This window comes from Caballeronia sp. M1242 (genome assembly GCF_017220215.1).
Taxonomy (GTDB): Bacteria; Pseudomonadota; Gammaproteobacteria; order Burkholderiales; family Burkholderiaceae; genus Caballeronia.
Genome location: NZ_CP071129.1, coordinates 257,145 through 274,151, shown reverse-complemented (window position 1 = coordinate 274,151; position 17,007 = coordinate 257,145). Strand labels below are relative to the sequence as shown.

General features: G+C 63.5%; 15 protein-coding genes. 3 read left to right on the top strand and 12 right to left on the bottom strand.

Annotated features, from left to right (window positions below; all coding sequences use genetic code 11):
- Nucleotides 1-39 precede the first annotated feature (39 nt).
- From JYK05_RS01325 to JYK05_RS01315, 3 genes are read right to left on the bottom strand one after another with little or no spacing between them, the layout of a single operon-like run.
- Entirely contained in the window at nt 40-426 is a 387-nt protein-coding gene (locus JYK05_RS01325; protein WP_206467468.1) for a RidA family protein, read from the bottom strand.
- A 30-nt stretch (nt 427-456) separates the two neighbouring features.
- The gene (locus JYK05_RS01320) at nt 457-1,935 is read right to left on the bottom strand and encodes an amidohydrolase family protein (protein WP_206467467.1); all 1,479 of its coding nucleotides are present in this window, start codon (nt 1,933-1,935) and stop codon (nt 457-459) included.
- Between the two features lie 2 nt (nt 1,936-1,937).
- On the bottom strand, nt 1,938-2,825 hold the full coding sequence (locus JYK05_RS01315; RefSeq protein WP_206467466.1) for a MurR/RpiR family transcriptional regulator: 888 nt from the start codon (nt 2,823-2,825) through the stop codon (nt 1,938-1,940).
- A 141-nt stretch (nt 2,826-2,966) separates the two neighbouring features.
- On the opposite strand from JYK05_RS01315, the gene JYK05_RS01310 reads away from it, so the two are divergent.
- Entirely contained in the window at nt 2,967-4,241 is a 1,275-nt protein-coding gene (locus tag JYK05_RS01310) for an amino acid deaminase (protein WP_206467465.1), read from the top strand.
- Here JYK05_RS01310 and JYK05_RS01305 read toward each other — a convergent pair.
- Together JYK05_RS01305 and JYK05_RS01300 are read right to left on the bottom strand one after the other, a co-directional pair.
- Complete coding sequence (locus JYK05_RS01305; protein WP_206467464.1) at nt 4,238-4,702, bottom strand: MarR family winged helix-turn-helix transcriptional regulator; 465 nt, start codon at nt 4,700-4,702, stop codon at nt 4,238-4,240. The two genes, JYK05_RS01310 and JYK05_RS01305, sit on opposite strands and share 4 nt — an antisense overlap.
- Nucleotides 4,703-4,722: 20 nt before the next feature.
- Entirely contained in the window at nt 4,723-6,318 is a 1,596-nt protein-coding gene (locus tag JYK05_RS01300) for an MFS transporter (RefSeq protein WP_206467463.1), read from the bottom strand.
- A 106-nt stretch (nt 6,319-6,424) separates the two neighbouring features.
- Between JYK05_RS01300 and JYK05_RS01295 the strand changes: the two genes are divergently transcribed.
- On the top strand, nt 6,425-7,273 hold the full coding sequence (locus JYK05_RS01295) for an EcsC family protein (protein ID WP_206467462.1): 849 nt from the start codon (nt 6,425-6,427) through the stop codon (nt 7,271-7,273).
- On the opposite strand, the gene JYK05_RS01290 is transcribed toward JYK05_RS01295, so the two are convergent.
- The 3 genes from JYK05_RS01290 to JYK05_RS01280 form a co-directional block, all read right to left on the bottom strand.
- Complete coding sequence (locus JYK05_RS01290) at nt 7,243-8,163, bottom strand: alpha/beta hydrolase (RefSeq protein WP_206467461.1); 921 nt, start codon at nt 8,161-8,163, stop codon at nt 7,243-7,245. The two genes, JYK05_RS01295 and JYK05_RS01290, sit on opposite strands and share 31 nt — an antisense overlap.
- A 36-nt stretch (nt 8,164-8,199) precedes the next feature.
- Nucleotides 8,200-8,646, bottom strand: a complete 447-nt coding sequence (locus tag JYK05_RS01285; protein WP_206467460.1) for a CHRD domain-containing protein — start codon at nt 8,644-8,646, stop codon at nt 8,200-8,202.
- Nucleotides 8,647-8,813: 167 nt separating this feature from the next.
- A complete protein-coding gene (locus JYK05_RS01280) occupies nt 8,814-9,962 on the bottom strand; it encodes a porin (RefSeq protein WP_175939368.1) in 1,149 nt (382 codons plus the stop codon).
- Nucleotides 9,963-10,396: 434 nt separating this feature from the next.
- On the opposite strand from JYK05_RS01280, the gene JYK05_RS01275 reads away from it, so the two are divergent.
- Nucleotides 10,397-11,332: a LysR family transcriptional regulator gene (locus tag JYK05_RS01275; protein WP_206467459.1), complete on the top strand. Its 936-nt coding sequence runs from the start codon at nt 10,397-10,399 to the stop codon at nt 11,330-11,332.
- 6 nt (nt 11,333-11,338) lie between these two features.
- On the opposite strand, the gene JYK05_RS01270 is transcribed toward JYK05_RS01275, so the two are convergent.
- The 4 genes from JYK05_RS01270 to JYK05_RS01255 all read right to left on the bottom strand — a co-directional run bounded on the left by JYK05_RS01270 (nt 11,339) and on the right by JYK05_RS01255 (nt 16,643).
- Nucleotides 11,339-14,182: an ATP-binding protein gene (locus JYK05_RS01270; protein WP_371826393.1), complete on the bottom strand. Its 2,844-nt coding sequence runs from the start codon at nt 14,180-14,182 to the stop codon at nt 11,339-11,341.
- A gap of 269 nt (nt 14,183-14,451) precedes the next feature.
- On the bottom strand, nt 14,452-15,102 hold the full coding sequence (locus JYK05_RS01265; protein ID WP_206467457.1) for a response regulator transcription factor: 651 nt from the start codon (nt 15,100-15,102) through the stop codon (nt 14,452-14,454).
- Nucleotides 15,103-15,197: 95 nt separating this feature from the next.
- The gene (locus JYK05_RS01260; RefSeq protein ID WP_175939360.1) at nt 15,198-15,878 is read right to left on the bottom strand and encodes a response regulator transcription factor; all 681 of its coding nucleotides are present in this window, start codon (nt 15,876-15,878) and stop codon (nt 15,198-15,200) included.
- A 120-nt stretch (nt 15,879-15,998) separates the two neighbouring features.
- Complete coding sequence (locus JYK05_RS01255; protein ID WP_175939358.1) at nt 15,999-16,643, bottom strand: response regulator transcription factor; 645 nt, start codon at nt 16,641-16,643, stop codon at nt 15,999-16,001.
- Nucleotides 16,644-17,007 lie beyond the last annotated feature (364 nt).

The window sequence follows — 17,007 nt, the reverse complement described above, 5'->3', positions numbered from 1 at the left end:
AGCGGCTCTGCTCGCGCGCGGAGCTGAGCCGCCACGAGATCACGCCCCCGGCTTCTTATAAGCCACGCAATCCACCTCCACCTTGCAGTCGATCACCATCGACGACACCACGCACGCCCGCGCCGGCGGGTTCGCGCCGAAGTACTCCTTGAACACCTTGTTGAACGAAGCGAAGTCGCGCGGATCGTCCAGCCACACGCCGCAGCGCACCACATGCTCGGTGCCGTAGCCCGCTTCTTCGAGAATGGCGATGACGTTCTGAATCGCCTTGTGCGATTGCTCGACGATGCCGCCGTTGATCACCTCGCCGTCCTGCATCGGCGTCTGGCCCGACACGTAGAGCCAGCCATCGGCCTCGACCGCGCGTGCGAACGGCATATGCGCGCCGCCTTGTCCCTTGCCGCCTTCCACGCCATAACGCTTCATCTTTGCACTCCTTTTGGTCCGCAATAAGTCTTAAAACGCGCCCGCCGCATCCAGCTTCGATGCCGCGCCGCGCGCCACGAAACGTCCCGCGCGCTCGCCCGTCAGCGCCGCCTCGCGATACGTCAAAACGCCATTCACCCAGACCGCGTCGATGCCATCGGCCGCCTGCTCCGGCTTCGCGAAGGTCGCGGCATCGCGCACGCGCTCGGGATCGAACACCACAAGATCGGCGTGATAACCCACTTTCACCTCGCCGCGCTCCGTGAGCCCGAAACGCCGCGCCGAGAGACTCGTCATCTTGCGCACCGCCTCTTCGAGCGCGATCAGCGCCGTATCGCGCGCATAGTGGCCGAGCACGCGCGGAAACGCGCCCCACAACCGCGGATGCGGCAGCGGATCGTTCGGCAGGCCATCGGAGCCGACCATCGTCGCGGGATGCGACAGAATGCGCCGCACGTCGTCCTCCGACATGTTGTGATACACAGCGCCCGCCGGTTGCAGGCGCTTCGCGGCCTCCTGCTGGCTCACGTTCCATTCGGCCGCAACCTCACGGATCAGCTTGCCCGCCATCTCCGGATGCGGCGTCGACCATGTGATCGTGATGTCGATATCGCCCGTCACTTGCTTCAGGTCGAGCGTCGACGAACTGCGGTTGTACGGATAACAGTCGCAACCGACCGGCTGTCCTTCGCGCACGGTTTCGATCGACTTCAGCACTTCCACGCTGCGCCCCCAGTTCGACGGCCCCGCGCACTTCAGATGCGAAATCACCACCGGCACGCGCGCATGACGGCCGACGCGATACGCCTCTTCCATCGCGTCGAGAATGGCGTCGAACTCGGTGCGCATGTGCGTCGTGTAGAGCGCGCCCGCTTTCGCGAGCGGCTCGGCCAGCGCCTGCACTTCCTCGGGCGGCGCGTTGAACGCCGATCCGTACGCGAGCCCGCTCGACAAACCGAGCGCGCCGTTGTCCAGCGCCTCTTCGAGCTGCACGCGCATGCCGGCGATTTCACCGGCGGTCGCGGCGCGGTCGAGCCGGTCCATGTGGTTGTTGCGCAGCGCCGTATGGCCGATCAGCGCGCCGACATTTACGGCCGGACGCGCGTCGTTCACGGCATCGACATAGGCCGCGAAGGTCGGATAGCGGAACGCGGCGGCATCGCCGAGCAGGTTCATCGGATCGGGCGGATCGCCCTTCAACGTCACCGGTGACGCGCTGATCCCGCAATTGCCGACGATCACCGTCGTCACGCCCTGCGTGATCTTCGGCATCATCTGCGGCGAGCGGATCACGTGCGTGTCGTCGTGCGTGTGGACGTCGATGAAACCGGGCGCGAGCACTTTGCCGCGCGCGTCGAACACGTCGTCGGCGCTCCAGTCCGACAAACCGCCGTGCGGCTCCATTGCGACGATGCGGCCGTCGCGCACGGCGACATCGCGCTCGACGGCGGGCGCGCCGGTGCCGTCGATCACGCGCGCGCCGACGATCAGCGTGTCGCACTTTTCCATGATCAATCTCCCAAAGGTTGGCGCTCGCCGCCGCCGCGATGCGCGTCGAGCGCGTGTTTCATGCGGCGCAGCAGTTCGCGGCTGCGGTCGGCCTGCTTCACCGCAAGTTCGGTGACGAGCAGGTCGAGCGCCATCATCATCGCGTAGCGCGACGACGACGGCTTGTAGATGAAATCCGTTTCAATCGCGATGACGGGAATGAGCCAGTCCGCGAGCGCGCCGAGCGGCGACGCGGGCGCGGTCAGCGCGATCACGCGCGCGCCGTATTCGCGAGCGAGCCGGCAGCTCTCCACCATCTCGGGCGTCTGCCCCGTCACCGAAAGCGCGACGACGACATGCTCTTTCGACAACGTGGACGCCACCATGCGCTGCAACAGCCCATCTTGGTACGACGCGACGGGCCGCCCGAGCCGCACGAGGCGAAAGCGCATTTCGTCGGCGAGCGCGGTCGAACCGCCGCCCATGCCGAACACGTAAATCATCGACGCGGCGGCGAGCGCATCGGCTGCTTCGGCGACCGGCGCGGCGCGCAACGCGCCCTGATTCTGCGCGAGCGTCGTCTGCACTTCCTCGAAGATGCGCGTGGCGAGCGAATCCGGCAACGCGTCCGGCTCGCGCTTCAGGAATCGCTGGCCGACCGCCGCCGCTTGAGCGAGCCGCAGCTTCAGTTCGCGCACGTCTTCGCAGCCGACGGCTTTCGCGAAGCGCGTCACCGTGGCAATGCTCACATCCGCCTGCTCCGCGAGCGCGCCGATGCTCGCCCGCGACGCGCCCGTGAGATCGTCGAGAATGAGCGCGGCGACCTTGCGCTCGGCGCTGCGCAACGCGGGCGCACGCTCGGCGATGCGCGCGACGATATCGAAGCTCTGCGGATCGGCTGGGCCGTTCATGGTGTCGGGTTTACTCGGGGCGCGTGTTACTAAATAACAATTCAACGCCGATCCTACTTTGGGTACCATAGTGCCGTCAACCGTGAAGGCTTTTAAGCGCGTACACAAACGCATCTAATCGGACCGATGGAGCAGCAGCACATGAAAGTTACAAACTATCAGAGCGCGACGATCGACCCGTTCGGCAAGGGTCTCGGCATGGTGCCCGGCACGAGCATCCAGTTGGGCGAAGCCGGGCGTCTGCAATGGAATCTGCTCGAAGAAGACGTGAGCCTGCCCGCCGCCGTGCTGTACGCCGAGCGCATCGAGCACAACCTGAAGTGGATGCAGGCGTTCGTCGGGGAATACGGCGTGAAGCTCGCGCCGCACGGCAAGACGACGATGGCGCCGCAACTGTTTCGCCGCCAGCTCGATACCGGCGCGTGGGGCATCACGCTCGCCACCGCGCATCAGGTGCGCGCGGCGTATCGCGGCGGCGTGCATCGCGTGTTGATGGCGAATCAGCTCGTCGGCAAGCGCAACATGGGCATGATCGCGGAGTTGCTCACCGATCCGAGCTTCGAATTCTTCTGCCTTGTGGATTCAGCCGATGGCGTCGATCAACTCGGCGCGTTCTTCACGGACGTGCGCAAGAAGCTGAACGTGCTGATCGAAATGGGCGTGCCGGGCGGCCGCACCGGCGTGCGCGACGACGCGCAGCGCGAAGCCGTGCTCGCCGCGATTGCGCGCTGGCCGGGCGTGATCGAACTGGCGGGCGTCGAACTTTACGAAGGCGTGTTGCAGGACGAGTCGAAGGTGCGCGACTTCCTGAAGAGCGCCGTCGATGTCACGCGCACGCTGATCGACGAGGGAAAGATCGCGCGCAAGCCGGCGATTCTGTCCGGCGCGGGATCGGCGTGGTATGACGTCGTCGCGGACGAATTCGCGAAGGCGAACAGCGACGCTATCGAAGTGGTGCTGCGCCCCGGCTGCTATCTGACGCACGATGTGGGCATCTACAAGAAAGCGCAGAACGAGATTTTCGCGCGCAATCCCATCGCGAAGAGCATGGGTCAGGGGCTGAAACCCGCGCTCCAGTTATGGGCCTACGTGCAGTCGATTCCGGAGCCGGACCGCGCGATCATCGGGCTCGGCAAGCGCGACTCGGCCTTCGATGCGGGCATGCCCGAGCCGGCGAAGCACTATCGGCCGGGCGCGGAGGCGCCGCGCGATGTGTCGGCGGAGGAAGGCTGGGAGATTTTCGGCCTGATGGATCAGCACGCGTACATGCGGATCAAGCCCGGCGACGACGTGAAGGTCGGCGACATGATCGCGTTCGACATCTCGCATCCGTGCCTGACGTTCGACAAATGGCGGCAAGTGCTCGTCGTCGACCGGAAGTATCGCGTGACCGAAGTGATCGAAACGTTCTTCTAAGCCTTGTCGTCGGCGGTGGCTGCCGCGCTCGCCGCGGCCACTTCCTGTATGCGCGATTCGAGCAATTGGAGCGCGCCGGACAATGCTTCGATCGCGTCGTCGGGCATCGATGCCATGGTGTCGTGCAGAAACGCGTTGCGGCGCGGCAAGCCCTCTTCCGTGGCGGCGCGGCCCTGCGCCGTCAACGCGACATTCGATACCCGATTGTCGCGCGCATCGACGCTGCGCACGATCCAGCCGAGCGATTCCAGCGTCTTCAACTGCCGCGTGAGCGCGCCGGGATCGACGCGCAGCCGCTCCACCAGCGCCTTCTGCGACAGCACGCCCGCGTGCTCGTGCAGCGCGAGCAGAATGCGCCAGCGCGGCATCGGCTGGCCGACCGCCAGCTCGAACGCCGACATGAACGCGCGATACGTGCGCCCGAACTGTTGCACCACGGCGATCCGATCCTGTTCGTCCATGCTTGTGGTTCCCTTGATCGTCATTCGGCGAGGATGACCGGTTCAGGCTGGCGTTTCAAGCGCACGAGCGGCACGCGGCGCGATTGCCATACCGACACCACCGCCACCACCGCCGCGACCGCGAGCCCGATGTGGATCGCCGCGACCAGCGCCTCGCGCGCCGCTTCGAGCAGCATCGCGCCGTTGTGGCCCGCCGCCGAGAGTTGCGCGAGCAGCGTCTGCTGTCCTTCGTGATTGATGAGAATCTGCGGGTCGGAAAGGTCGGCGAACCAACGCATCGCGTGATCCCGCTCCAGCGCGAGGCTCACGCCGCTTGCGTACAAATGGCTCACGAGCGTGCCGGTCAGCGCCGTGCCGATCATTCCGCCGATCATGCGCAGCGATTGCAACAGCGCAGTCGCGATGCCGAGATGCTGGCGGCCCGCCGTCTGTTGCGCGAACACGGTGAGGTTCGGCATCACGAAGCCGAGGCCCAATCCGCCGAGCAGCATGAAAACGAGCAGCAGCGCGCGGGGCATCGTGTGCGTCGCGATGACCACGCCGAGGCACGACACCGCGAGGCATCCGAAGCCGATGTAAAGCATGCGGTTCGGGTTCGACAGCCGCGTGACGATGCGCCCGTTCAGAATGCTGCCGATGGTGATGAACACCACGAGCGGCGTGATCATCATGCCCGCGCCCTGCGGCGACATGCCGAAGCCGCCCTGGAACAGGAGCGGCGCGTAAAAGAGCAGCGAGAACATCGTGAAGCCGCCCAGAATGGCGAGCGTGAAGAGCGCCGCGAGACTCTGGTTGCGAAACATGTCGATGGGAAGGATCGCGTAATCGCAGCGCATTTCCCATTTCCAGAGCGCGAAGCCGGCGGCGGCGCTCGCCACAAGCAGCGTCGCCGTCTCCAGGCTCACGCCGTGCTTCGGCAACATTTCGACGAACAGTTGCAGCGCGCCGAGCGCGACGGCAATGAGCACCGCGCCGGGCCAGTCGAGCCGCATCTTGCCTTCATGCGCGACATGCCGAAGATGCGGCAGGAAGCGCCACACGAAGAACAGCGAGAGCGCGCCGACCGGCAGATTCACATAGAACACGGAGCGCCAGCCGTAGTACTGCGTGAGGAACCCGCCGAGCGACGGCCCGACCGCGTTCGCGATGCCGAACGCCGAGCTCATCAGCACTTGCCAGCGCAGGCGCACGACGTTGTCCGGGAAAAGATCCGCGATGCACGCGAACGCCGTGCCGACCAGCATGCCGCCGCCGATGCCCTGCAAGCCACGAGCGAGCACGAGGAACATCATGCTGTTGGCGAGCCCGCATAGCACGGACGCCACCGTGAACACGACGATCGACGCGATCACGAACGGCTTGCGCCCGTAGTAGTCGCCGAGCCGTCCGAAAATCGGCACTGTGATGACGGATGTCAGGAGGTAGGAAGTCGCGACCCACGCGTAGAGCTCGAAGCCCCTAAGCTCCGCGACGATGGTCGGCAGCGCAGTGCCGACGACGGTCTGGTCGAGCGCGACGAGCATCGTCACGAAGGAGATGCCCAGCATCGCCATGAGGGATTCGCGAAACGGGAGGACCTGCCCGCTCGAATGATGCGCGGCTGTATGAACGGCCATTTTTTGTAAGAGCAATGATTGACTAGTCAACTTAAATGGAATCATAGCACGGTGCCGCGCTCTAAGCTGCGTGGTCAATCACCCTTTTCGGATCAAGAAACGACGCATGGAACCGACGCCCATCATCACCTCGCCGCTCATGCCGGAGGACTTCGCCGCCCTCTCCCGCGCCAAGGAAGCGCTCGAAAGTCCGTCGCTCACGATGAAGCTGGCGAGCGTGATCGGCGCGCCCATCGAGAAGCTGATGGGCCGCCTGCCCGCCGCCGCGCAGGAAAAAGTCGACGAAGCGACGCAACTCGCGCTGAAGAAATGCCTGCAACTCGCGCTGCGAACGCTCGGCAAGAGCGCGCCCGCCGGCTCGCTGCTCGCGCCGCCGCCCGACAAGCCGAACAACCTGCTCCACAAGCTCGCCGTTGCGACGACCGGCGCGGCGGGCGGCGCATTCGGCCTCTTCGCGCTGCCGGTCGAGTTGCCGGTGACGACCACGCTCATGTTCCGCTCGATTTGCGATATCGCTCGCAGCGAGGGCGAGGACGTGCATCGCGTGGAAACGCAACTGCAATGCATGATGGTGCTCGGCATGGGCGGCACGCATAAGGACGACGACAACGCCGATCTCGGCTATTTCATCGTGCGCGGCGCGCTGGCGCAGTCCGTCTCGCGGGCGACGAGCGAGATCACGGCGAAGGGGCTGAGCGGACACGGATCGACGGCGCTGCTCAAGTTCTTGCAGACCATCGCCTCCCGGTTTTCCGTGCAGGTCAGCGAGCAGGTGGCGGCGAAGTCGATTCCGGCGATCGGCGCGGTGCTCGGCGCGATGGTCAACACCGTCTTCATCGATCACTTTCAGCAGATGGCGCACGGCCACTTCACCGTGCGGCGACTGGAGCGGCAATACGGCACCGCGGCGGTCGAACGGGCGTATCAGACGATCGAGGTCATGGGCAGCCGATGATGCGGCGCGGGCGCGCCGGTCACGTCTTCGATAAACCGGGCGGCGTGCGCGAGCGCCTGCCGCGCTTCGGGCATGAACGGCGCCCAGATCGGGAAGATGTGCGGCACGTTGCGCCAGATCTCCAGATCGACGCGAACGCCCGCCGCTCGCGCCTTCTTCGCGACGCGCGTGGAATCGTCGAGCAGGAGTTCGGTGTCGGCGGCCTGAATCAGCAACGGCGGCAAGCCGTCGTAATGGCCGAAAAGCGGAGACGCATGAGGATGCGCGGCGTCGGCATCGCCCAGATATTGCGCGGCGACCTTCGGGAAAACGGCGGCGTGGAACATCGGATCGCGGCCCTCGTTGCTCATCATCGACGCGCCGCTGCCCGTCAGGTCCGTCCACGGCGAAAACAGGACGGCGCCTGCCGGAAGCGCGTCGCCGGCATCGCGCAACGCGAGCAGCGTCGCGAGCGCGAGACCGCCGCCAGCCGAATCGCCGGCGATCACGATGGTTTGCGGCGCGGCATCGGCGAGCAACGCGCGATAGGCCGCGACGGCGTCGTCCACTGCGGCCGGAAAGCGGTGCTCGGGCGCGAGTCTGTAATCCAGCGAGAACACGTTGGCCTGCGCGCGCACGGCGAGCCCGAAACTGATCGCGCGATGACTGCGCGGCGAGCAAAAGTAATAGCCGCCGCCGTGCAGATAGAGAATCGTTCTGCGCGATGCCGATGATCGCAGCCACTCTCCGTTCGCGCCCACTTCCAATTGCCAGCCCTTCGGCACCGGCGGCGACCACAGCCGGCGCGACGTGTACGCGCGGGCGCGCTCGACATCGAGCACGGGCTTCGCGGTCTCCGGACGCATCCGGCGCCGCAAGACCCAGCACGCGAATGCGCTTTGCCAACTCATCGCGCGCGCTCCTGTCCTCCGATTTCGCGATTCACGTTAGTTCGACGGCATGACCTGACCGCGAATCTCGCCGGTCGGGTTCTCTTGCGTGTGAACGTTGAAGTACCACTGCCCGGCCATCAAGTCGGAAACCTGCTGTTCCGTGAGCGTGGCCTGCCCTGTCATCGGGCTGGCGAGGGCGCGTTTATCGACGGGCACCTGCACTTTCGCGTTCTGCCCGACTGGCGCGGGGCCGTGGAAGTGCGCCATCGTGACGGGGCCGGAAAGGTCGGCGTACGTCGCGGTCCAGGTGAGTTGCTTGGTATTCGTGTCGAAGGTGGCATCGAGCGTGCCGTGACCTTTGCTCACGCGCGGTGGCACTTCGCTCGACGGCTGAAGATTCGCCTTCAGCGCGACGGTATCGGCATGCGCGATCGTCGATGCGAGCATTGCGGCGGCGATGGCTGCGCAGTAGAGCAGATGCGGCTTGTGTGTCGAGATCATTTCCCGGTTCTCCGTTTTCATGGCGACGCGTCCGCCGCGCCTTCATGGTAGTGCATTGGGAGTCGGGACGCACTTGGCAGTGGACGAACCACGCGCAGATGCGAAAAAGGGCGCCTCGCGGCGCCCTTCTCTGCTAGCTAGCTATAGCTCGATACTGCCGAGACTGCTTAGAAGCGGTGACGGATACCCGTCGTCACGAGAACCTGACGGTTGCTCGACGAGGGGCCGCCCGGCGCGCCGTTGATGCCGGCGTACGGCGTGTAACCGTCCGAACCGCTAGCGATCTGCACAACGCCTTCAGCGTAGATGTCGGTGCGCTTGGACAGAGCATAGTCCGTCTGCAAGCCGAACTGGTGGTAGCGGGCGCGGTCGGTGTTGCCGAAGAAGTTGGTCTTCGCGTTAGTGAACGTGTACGCAGCACCCAGCGAGAGTGCCGGCGTCAGCGCATAGCGACCGTTGACTTCGTAGTTATTGACGATGCTGGAGTAGCTCTCGATCGAGTTGTTGTCTTCACGCGTTTGCGTCCACAGCAGGCCGAACGTCATCGCGCCGGCCGAGAAGCTGCCACCCGCGCCGAACGTGCGCAGGCGCTCGGTGTTCTGAATCGGCGAGATCGCATCGGCAGCGGGAACGTTCTCCGTGATCGCACCGTTGTTCGTCGCATTGAAGCCGTTCGCTTGCGTGTACGCTGCGCCGATCTTGAACGGGCCATTCGCGTAGCCAGCACCCAGGCTGTACGCACGGTTGTCCGCGAAGCTGCCCGCGCCGTTCGAGAACGCATAGGCGCCTGCGAACGACAAGCCAGCGTAGTTCGCGCTCACGAACTTGACGGAGTTGTTGACACGGAATGCGTTGCCGTCCAGGTTGTCCAGGTCACCCGGGTGCGCGAAGTACGTGCCGCCCCACGAGCCGGTTGCGCTCAGCGGGCCGAGGTAGTCGGCGACCGCGTCGGTCTGACGGCCGAGCGTCACGGTGCCAGCTTGCGTCGACAAACCGACATATGCTTGGCGGCCAAACATGCGGGTATCCACGCTCTTGCCGTTAGCGACATCGAAGCCATTCTCCAGCGTGAAGATCGCCTTCATTCCGCCGCCCAGATCTTCGGCGCCGCGCAGGCCCCAACGGCTCATCTGCACGTTGCCGCCGCTCATGCTCCACGAGTTCGTCTTGTAGTGGTCGGCGTTGTCCGGCGTTTGCACGTTGTTCACGAACGTGAGACCAGCATCGACCAAGCCATACAGCGTAACGCTGCTCTGCGCGCTCGCGGCAGTTGCGAACGAAGCGGCGACGGCCGCAACAATCAGAGTCTTCTTCATTGTGTGTTCCTTAGAAAGAGTCTTACGACTCGATAGGGTTGCTCGCGGCGTCTCGGCATCTCGGAAGGGTTTCCCGCCGCATGCCTTCTACCGTTATTCGGCAGCCCAAAGTGTATGGCTCGCCTTTCCGCCGACCAGCCCAAGGACACACAAAAATCTTTTCGAACAATTCAAAAAATGGAATTTCAATATGAGTAAACGCTTAGGCTTCTTGCACTTACCACCTCACCAAAATCTTGCCGCGCGCGCCGGCCTATGCGTTCAGTTGCGGACATGCGACAGTGGCCCGAACACCACACGCCCAAACAGTCGGACTACTCTGATTACCTTCCATCTCGCGCCCCACTAACATCGCGCACGCGAGAGCGGCGCTTTCTTCCGCTCATGACCATCAGGGAAAGAGCGTCCCGCATCGCTCGGCATTTCGTCTCACCATGAATCAACTGCAAGCGATGCGCGTCTTCCTCAAAGTCGCCGAAACCGAGTCGTTCGGGCGCGCGGCGGCGGCGCTCGATCTTTCGAACGCGGTCGTCACGCGCTATGTTTCGCTGCTCGAAGCGCATCTCAATACGCGTCTGCTGAACCGCACGACGCGCAGCGTGTCGCTGACCGAAGCCGGCAAGAGCTACGCCGACGGCTGTCGCGCGGTCATCGAACAGGTGGAAACGATCGAGGCATCGGTTGCGAACAGCTCGGTCGATCCGTCGGGGACATTGAAGCTCGTGGCGTCGGCATCGTTCTCGTTGCTGGAACTCACGCCCATGTTGCGCGCCTTTCGCGACCGCTATCCGAGCGTGAAGCTGCGTCTGACGCTGCTGCACCGTCCGGTCGATCTCGTCGATGAAGGCTTCGACGCCGGCATTGTCGTGCCGCATCTCGTCAACAGCGGAACGCTCATCAGCCGACCGCTCTTCAAGGTCGCGGCGGCGGTCGTCGCGTCGCCGGACTATCTGGAGCGCCACGGCACGCCCGCGCGGCCGTCATCGCTCGCCAAGCACGACTTTCTTGCGCCGTCAGCGGACATACACGGCTCGACGTGGACCTTCACTGGTCCTTCGGGCGTGCCGGAAGAGGTCTCGCTGGATCCGGCGTACACGGTGAACAGCTCGCCGATGTTGCGTCAGGCTGCGATGTCCGGCATGGGCATCGCCGTGCTGCCCGAAAGCTACGTGGAACGCGATATCCAGGCCGGTGCGCTCGTGCGGCTCTTCGCCGGCTATCGGCTCAAGGATGCCGACAAGGAAGTTTCCATCGTCTATCCGGGCCGCAGGCACGTCTCGGCGAAGACGCGTTCATTCGTGGACTTCGCCTTGTCGTACTTTCGGGACCGCGCGCCTATGGAAGCGGGTCCCGTCCCTGCATCGGAATGAGCATGTTCACTGGATAGCGGCGCACTGCGCCTCGATGCGCCCGAGGAGTTCGGTGCAGCGCGCGATCAACGCGAGCCCTTCCCGCCGTCTGACTTCACGGCTCTTGTTCGGCAGATCGCGCCGGAATTCTTCGATCGCGTCCAGCAACGGCCTGTATTGCAGCACGCTCGCCGCGCCCAGCACCCGGTGATGCCATTCGCGCAGATGCTCGACCGTGCCGCGCTCCAGCAACGGCTCGAGCGCCTTGAGGTCGTCGCGGAACGAGGTGACGAAGGCATCCAGCAATGCCTTTACGGTAGCCTCGCTGCCCCAGAGTTGCGCCATGCCGCTCAGGTCTATCTCGGCGTCGCGGTCGAGGGTTGCTTCCACCGCGCGTTGCTTCTGCGCTTCGTGTCTGCGCTCCGGACGCGTCGACGCCTTCCAGCGATTCAGATGCTCGCGCAATGTCGCGAGCCGCGTCGGTTTGATGAGGAAATCGTCCATCCCGGCTTCGCGGCATCGCGTCGCCTCGCTGGAACATGTACTCGCGGTGATGGCGAGAATCGGCAGGTGATGCGACGTGCCCTGTTCTTTTGCCCGCACGCGCCGCGCCAACTCGTAGCCGGTCATGTTCGGCATGTGGCAATCGGTAATCAGGAAGCCATAGCGCGTCGTCTCGAGGGCGGCCAGCGCTTCGGCACCGTCTTGCACGACATCGCACGCGAATCCAAGTAGCGAAAGCTGATGCCGTATCAGTTCCTGATTCACGGGATGGTCTTCCGCGACAAGCACGAGCTTGCCGTTGTGCAGCGCGTCTTCGCGGCCGGGCGCTTCCATGCGCGCCTCCTGGCCGAGTGTGCCGTGCGCCGCGACCTGCGGCATGCCGGTGAGTGCCGCCACGCACGCGGCGCCCAGGCCGCGCCACGATAGCGGATTCACGCTGACGCGAATGTCGTCTTCGAGAATGCGATAGCCCGTGGGCTTTGGCTTCTCGGTCACATGGATCACGCGCGAGCCGAGCGGCAGCGCGTCCTTGCGTGTATCGTTGAAAAAGACGAGATCGACGCCATCGAACGTTTGCAACCGGCGCAAGCGCGGATCGTCAGGTTCCATACGTTCTAGCTCGATTCCGAGCGCTTGGCCGTGCCCGAGCAAGGCCGCCGCGACGCGCGTGTCGTCGATCGCGACGATGCCACGCCTTCCGCGCAGGCCTTCCATCTGATACTGCTGAGTCTCGACCGGCATCTTGAGGCGAACAATCATCGACGTTCCGACGCCTACTTGGCTTTGCAGCGTGAGCGTGCCGCCCATCAGGTCGACGAGCCGGTGGCAAATCGTGAGACCGAGCCCCGTGCCGCCGAAGCGGCGCGTAATGGACGTCTCCGCCTGCACGAACGGTTCGAAGAGCCGCACCTGCGCTGCGGGATCAATGCCGATGCCAGTATCGCTCACGCACAGCTCGACGACCTGTTCTGTCGGACGCTGCTCGACCGCTCGCACATGCAGCGACACTTCGCCCTTGATCGTGAACTTGATCGCGTTACTCATCAGATTGAAGAGAATCTGACGCAGGCGCACGCTGTCGCTGCGAACGGACGCCGCGACTTCCGGCGCGATGTCCACGCGCACCCGCAAGCCTTTCTCGTGCGCCCGCCCGGCCAGCAAGCCGACGGCACTGTCGACGAGTTCGCGCAGGTCGATCGGCGTCGATTCGATGACCAGCCGCCCCGCCTCGATCTTGGTGTAGTCGAGCAGGTCGTCGAGGATTTGCAGCAACGCGCTCGCCGAATCCTGAATCATGCCGAGCATTTGCGACTGGTCAGGATTGAGCGGCGTGTTCTCGATGACCTCGACGAGCCCCAGCACGCCATTCATCGGCGTGCGGATCTCATGGCTCATCATCGCGAGGAAGTCGTCCTTCGCGCGGGAGGCGGCTTCGGCGGCGTCGCGCGCACGGGCAAGCTCCTCGGCACGCGCGTGCTCGACGCTGGCATCGGCCCAATAGCCGCTCCAGACGACGGAGTCGTCGTCTTCGCGATGCGCGACCAGATCCGCGCGTATCCAGCGCGTGACGCCCTTCACGGTGGAACGGAATTCGGTGTGCACGGGATCCAGCGTGCGCGACGACGCCTCGATCTCGCGAAAGAGCCGCCCGCTGTCTTCTGCGTCGACGTGCCGCAGGATCGTGGTCGGATCGGCGGCGAGCGCTGCCAGATCGAGGTCGAGCAGCTGCCTCGTGTCACCGTCGATATAAGGGAGGCTGTATTTGCCGCTGCTCGTGCGGCGCAACTGGAAAACGACCGCAGGCAGGGACCGCGTCACGTCATGCAGGCGCTGTTCGGTCTGGCGCGCGTGCATTTCGGCGTCGCGAATATCGGTGATGTCGATCATCGTCCCGACGAGCCCCATGCGCTCGCCGTTGGCCGCCGAGAAGGCGCCTGTCCAGAAGAGTCCGTAGCGCGAACGGCCGCGATTATCGACGAATTCTGCCTCGACCTCCTGGCCTTGCCCCGACTGCAACGTGGCCGCGGATATCTTGTCCACGAGCCGGCTGTGCTTCTCGCCCCACGCGCCCGCTTCGATGCTCGTGCGCCCGATGACGTCTTCGCGCCGCACGCCGAGCGCCGCCTCGAAGGCGCGGTTCACCGCGATGTATCGGTTGCTCATGTCTTTCGCGACGAGCGGGTACGGGACGACTTCCATCATCGTCTGCTGAAAGCTCAACTGGGTGGCGAGACGCTGCTCGGTCTCGATGCGGCGGTCCATCTCGCGCTGCAGGAGGATGAAGGCCCGCAGCGTGACGACGAGCACGGCCGCGATGCCGATCAACACAGGCAGCAAACGAAGCGCGCTGATGTCCCAGGCCGCCACGAGCGGCGCGCTTGCAGGCCGCGACTGCGTTGCTTCAGCCGCGTGGCATAGCGGCGAGACTAGAAGGCTGACGACGAACCAACAGCGTGCGAGCAACGATCTCAATTCGACTCTCTCAGAAGATGCGCGTTTCGATGCGCTGCCTCATGACGCGGACTGCATCGAGCAATCGCGATGACCAACTTCAGAGTCTGATCGTGCGTGTAACAGAGGAAAATCAGAGGCGTCCGAAATACTTCTTATGACGCTCCGAAAATGCGGCTTCTTGCTTAGACGAGCCCGACCTGGCGCAAGTATTCGACGAGTTCGCCTTCCGACTCGAGCCCAAGTTTGCGCATGCCGCTGCGCATTTGCGTGGCGATTGTCTTGCTGCTCCGGCCGAAGCGCCTGGCGATTTCATGCACCAGGAGGCCGCTCGCGTACAGCCGGAAGACTTCCCACTCGCGCTTGCTCAGTACGCCGGCCAGCGCGGGCGCCGTGCCGGGTAGCCGGGCGACCGCATCGCTCACCGAAGGCGAGAGGTAGCAGCCCCCTTTGCGCGTGGCGGCTATTGCTTCGAGAAGACAATCGAGGGAATCACGCTTGTCGACGATGCCGTCGATTCCCAATTGAATCAGACCGGCGAGCATGCGGTTATGCGACATCATGGTGACGACGATGACGCGGGGCCGGTTTTTCTGCCACAGGAAGCGCTTGAGAAATGCGATGGAATTGCTCTCGCCGTCGATGCCTTGCATGCCGATATCGGCGAAGATGTAGTCGCACGAAACCGAGTCGACCGCTTCGGCCAATTGCAACGAATTCTCGGCGGTCGCGACCACTCGAATTGCGCCGTCCCGCTCCAGATAAGTCGTGATGCCCTTGACGACCGCGGGATGATCGTCCGCAACGATGGCCGTCAGCGGCGAGTGTTCTCTCATTTCAATCTAATTGGTCTAATAGCGAGTAACCGGCCTTCCGGCGGCGCGTTGCCTCCCCGCAGTCGCTTTTATTTTCAGGCGATTACTGCTTGCTCTCAAAGCAGATCGCTGTCGGCGATGAATCGGTAAAGATCCGCGTCTGTCGACAAGTCCAGTTTGCGCATGGCCGCGCATTTTTGAGCGCTGATGGTTTTTACGCTGCGGTCCAGTTCTTTTGCGATTTCAGTCACATTCGCGCCTCGCGCGTAGCGCTCGATGACTTCGAGTTCCCGCGTCGTCAGGCGCTGCCGGATGAAGCGTGCGCGGCTTTCGACACTCGCTACCGCCATGGTTCGGCGGACGGCTGGGCCGAGATACGTTTCGTTCGCGATGGCCGACACGATGGCGACGTACACGAGATCGAGCCGGTCCTCCTTGCTCAGAAACGCATGCGCGCCGGCGTCCAATGCTTGCTTGACAAGCGCGGCATTATCATTGCGCGACAGCACGATGGTGCGAACGTCGGGATAACAATGCGCGATGTGCTGAATGAGTTGTATGCCGTCTCCGTATCGGCCACCCGGCATATGAAAGTCTACGAGAGCGACATCGCAATCGCCGCGTGCCAGCGACTCATCCAGTTGGGTGGAATTGGCGCTTCGGCTGACGACTTCCACATTTGGAAAATTCTCCGCAAGCCGCTCAATTGCCAGAATGACAAGCGGATGGTCGTCCGCTATTGCCAACCTTATCCGCCTTGCACGCGAGAAGACCTCGCTACCATTCCCGAATTCCATCGACACAAACCCTTAGTTATGAAGTCCGACACGCAGACCTGATCCCGAATATAAGCATCGGGCACTACCCCCCCAAAAGACATAAGATGCATCCGAATTGGAAATGCGGTCCTGCGCAAATCAGCATAGTCCGCGTGCTCGCATGAACGCGAAGAGTCCGGGATCGTTCTTCACGCCGAGCTTGTTCATCGCATCGCGTTTTTGTCGGCTGATGGTGCGCACGTCGCGCTGCAACTCTCTCGCAATCTCGGTAATGGAGCGGCCTTTCGCGAATAGCTTCACCACTTCGATTTCCCTCGGCGAGAGGCGCGGCGCATCGGGCGAAGAATGCGCTTCGGCGCCGGCGTCCGCGAGCGCCGCGCGAAACGATGCACTCACGTAGCGGCGGCCGACGCGCGCTTGCTTCACGGCGGTCGGGACAAGTTCAATGGGCTCGGCCTTGTCGACGAGGCCCATCGCGCCGGCATTGAGGATCGAGCGAAGAATGGCGACATTGCTGACGCTGGTCAGCACGACAATGCCGATAGCTGGCCAATCCTGACGGACCTTGCGAATCAAGCAGAGTCCGTCCTGCGCGTCGCGCCCCGGCTCGGGCATGGCGAAATCGGTGACGAGCACGTCGCACGGCGTGTTGCGAAGCTCAGTGAGCAAAGTACTGGCATTTTTCGCTTCGCCCGTGACGCATAATCCGTCGTCCGCATTGATAAGCGCCCTCATTCCAAGGACTACGAAAGGATGGTCGTCGGCCAACACTACACGAAGCATCAATAGGCCCCCGGTTATATCCATGTTTTAGCGGCGCCGTTCGACGCCTACCACATCTAAACGCCCGTGAATCGCGCGCGGATTAACACCGCGACGCGCTCGGAAAACGAACGCATTCATGCGGCGTGATTCGATTGCGGTGCGCTCAGACTTGCGTTTCCGCAATAAGATGACAAAACGCAAACATAGCTCTCTCAGCATTTCAGAATATTTTTCATCAAAATAAGACGTGCGCTATTTCGAAACCATCGGACTAGTCCGATTACGCCCCATTTCGATGCATGCCATTTGACAGCGATTTACCCAGTGGCCTTTCAATCGCAGCCGATAAATAGCGAATGCTCGTCGGAATTTGCCAAAAGAC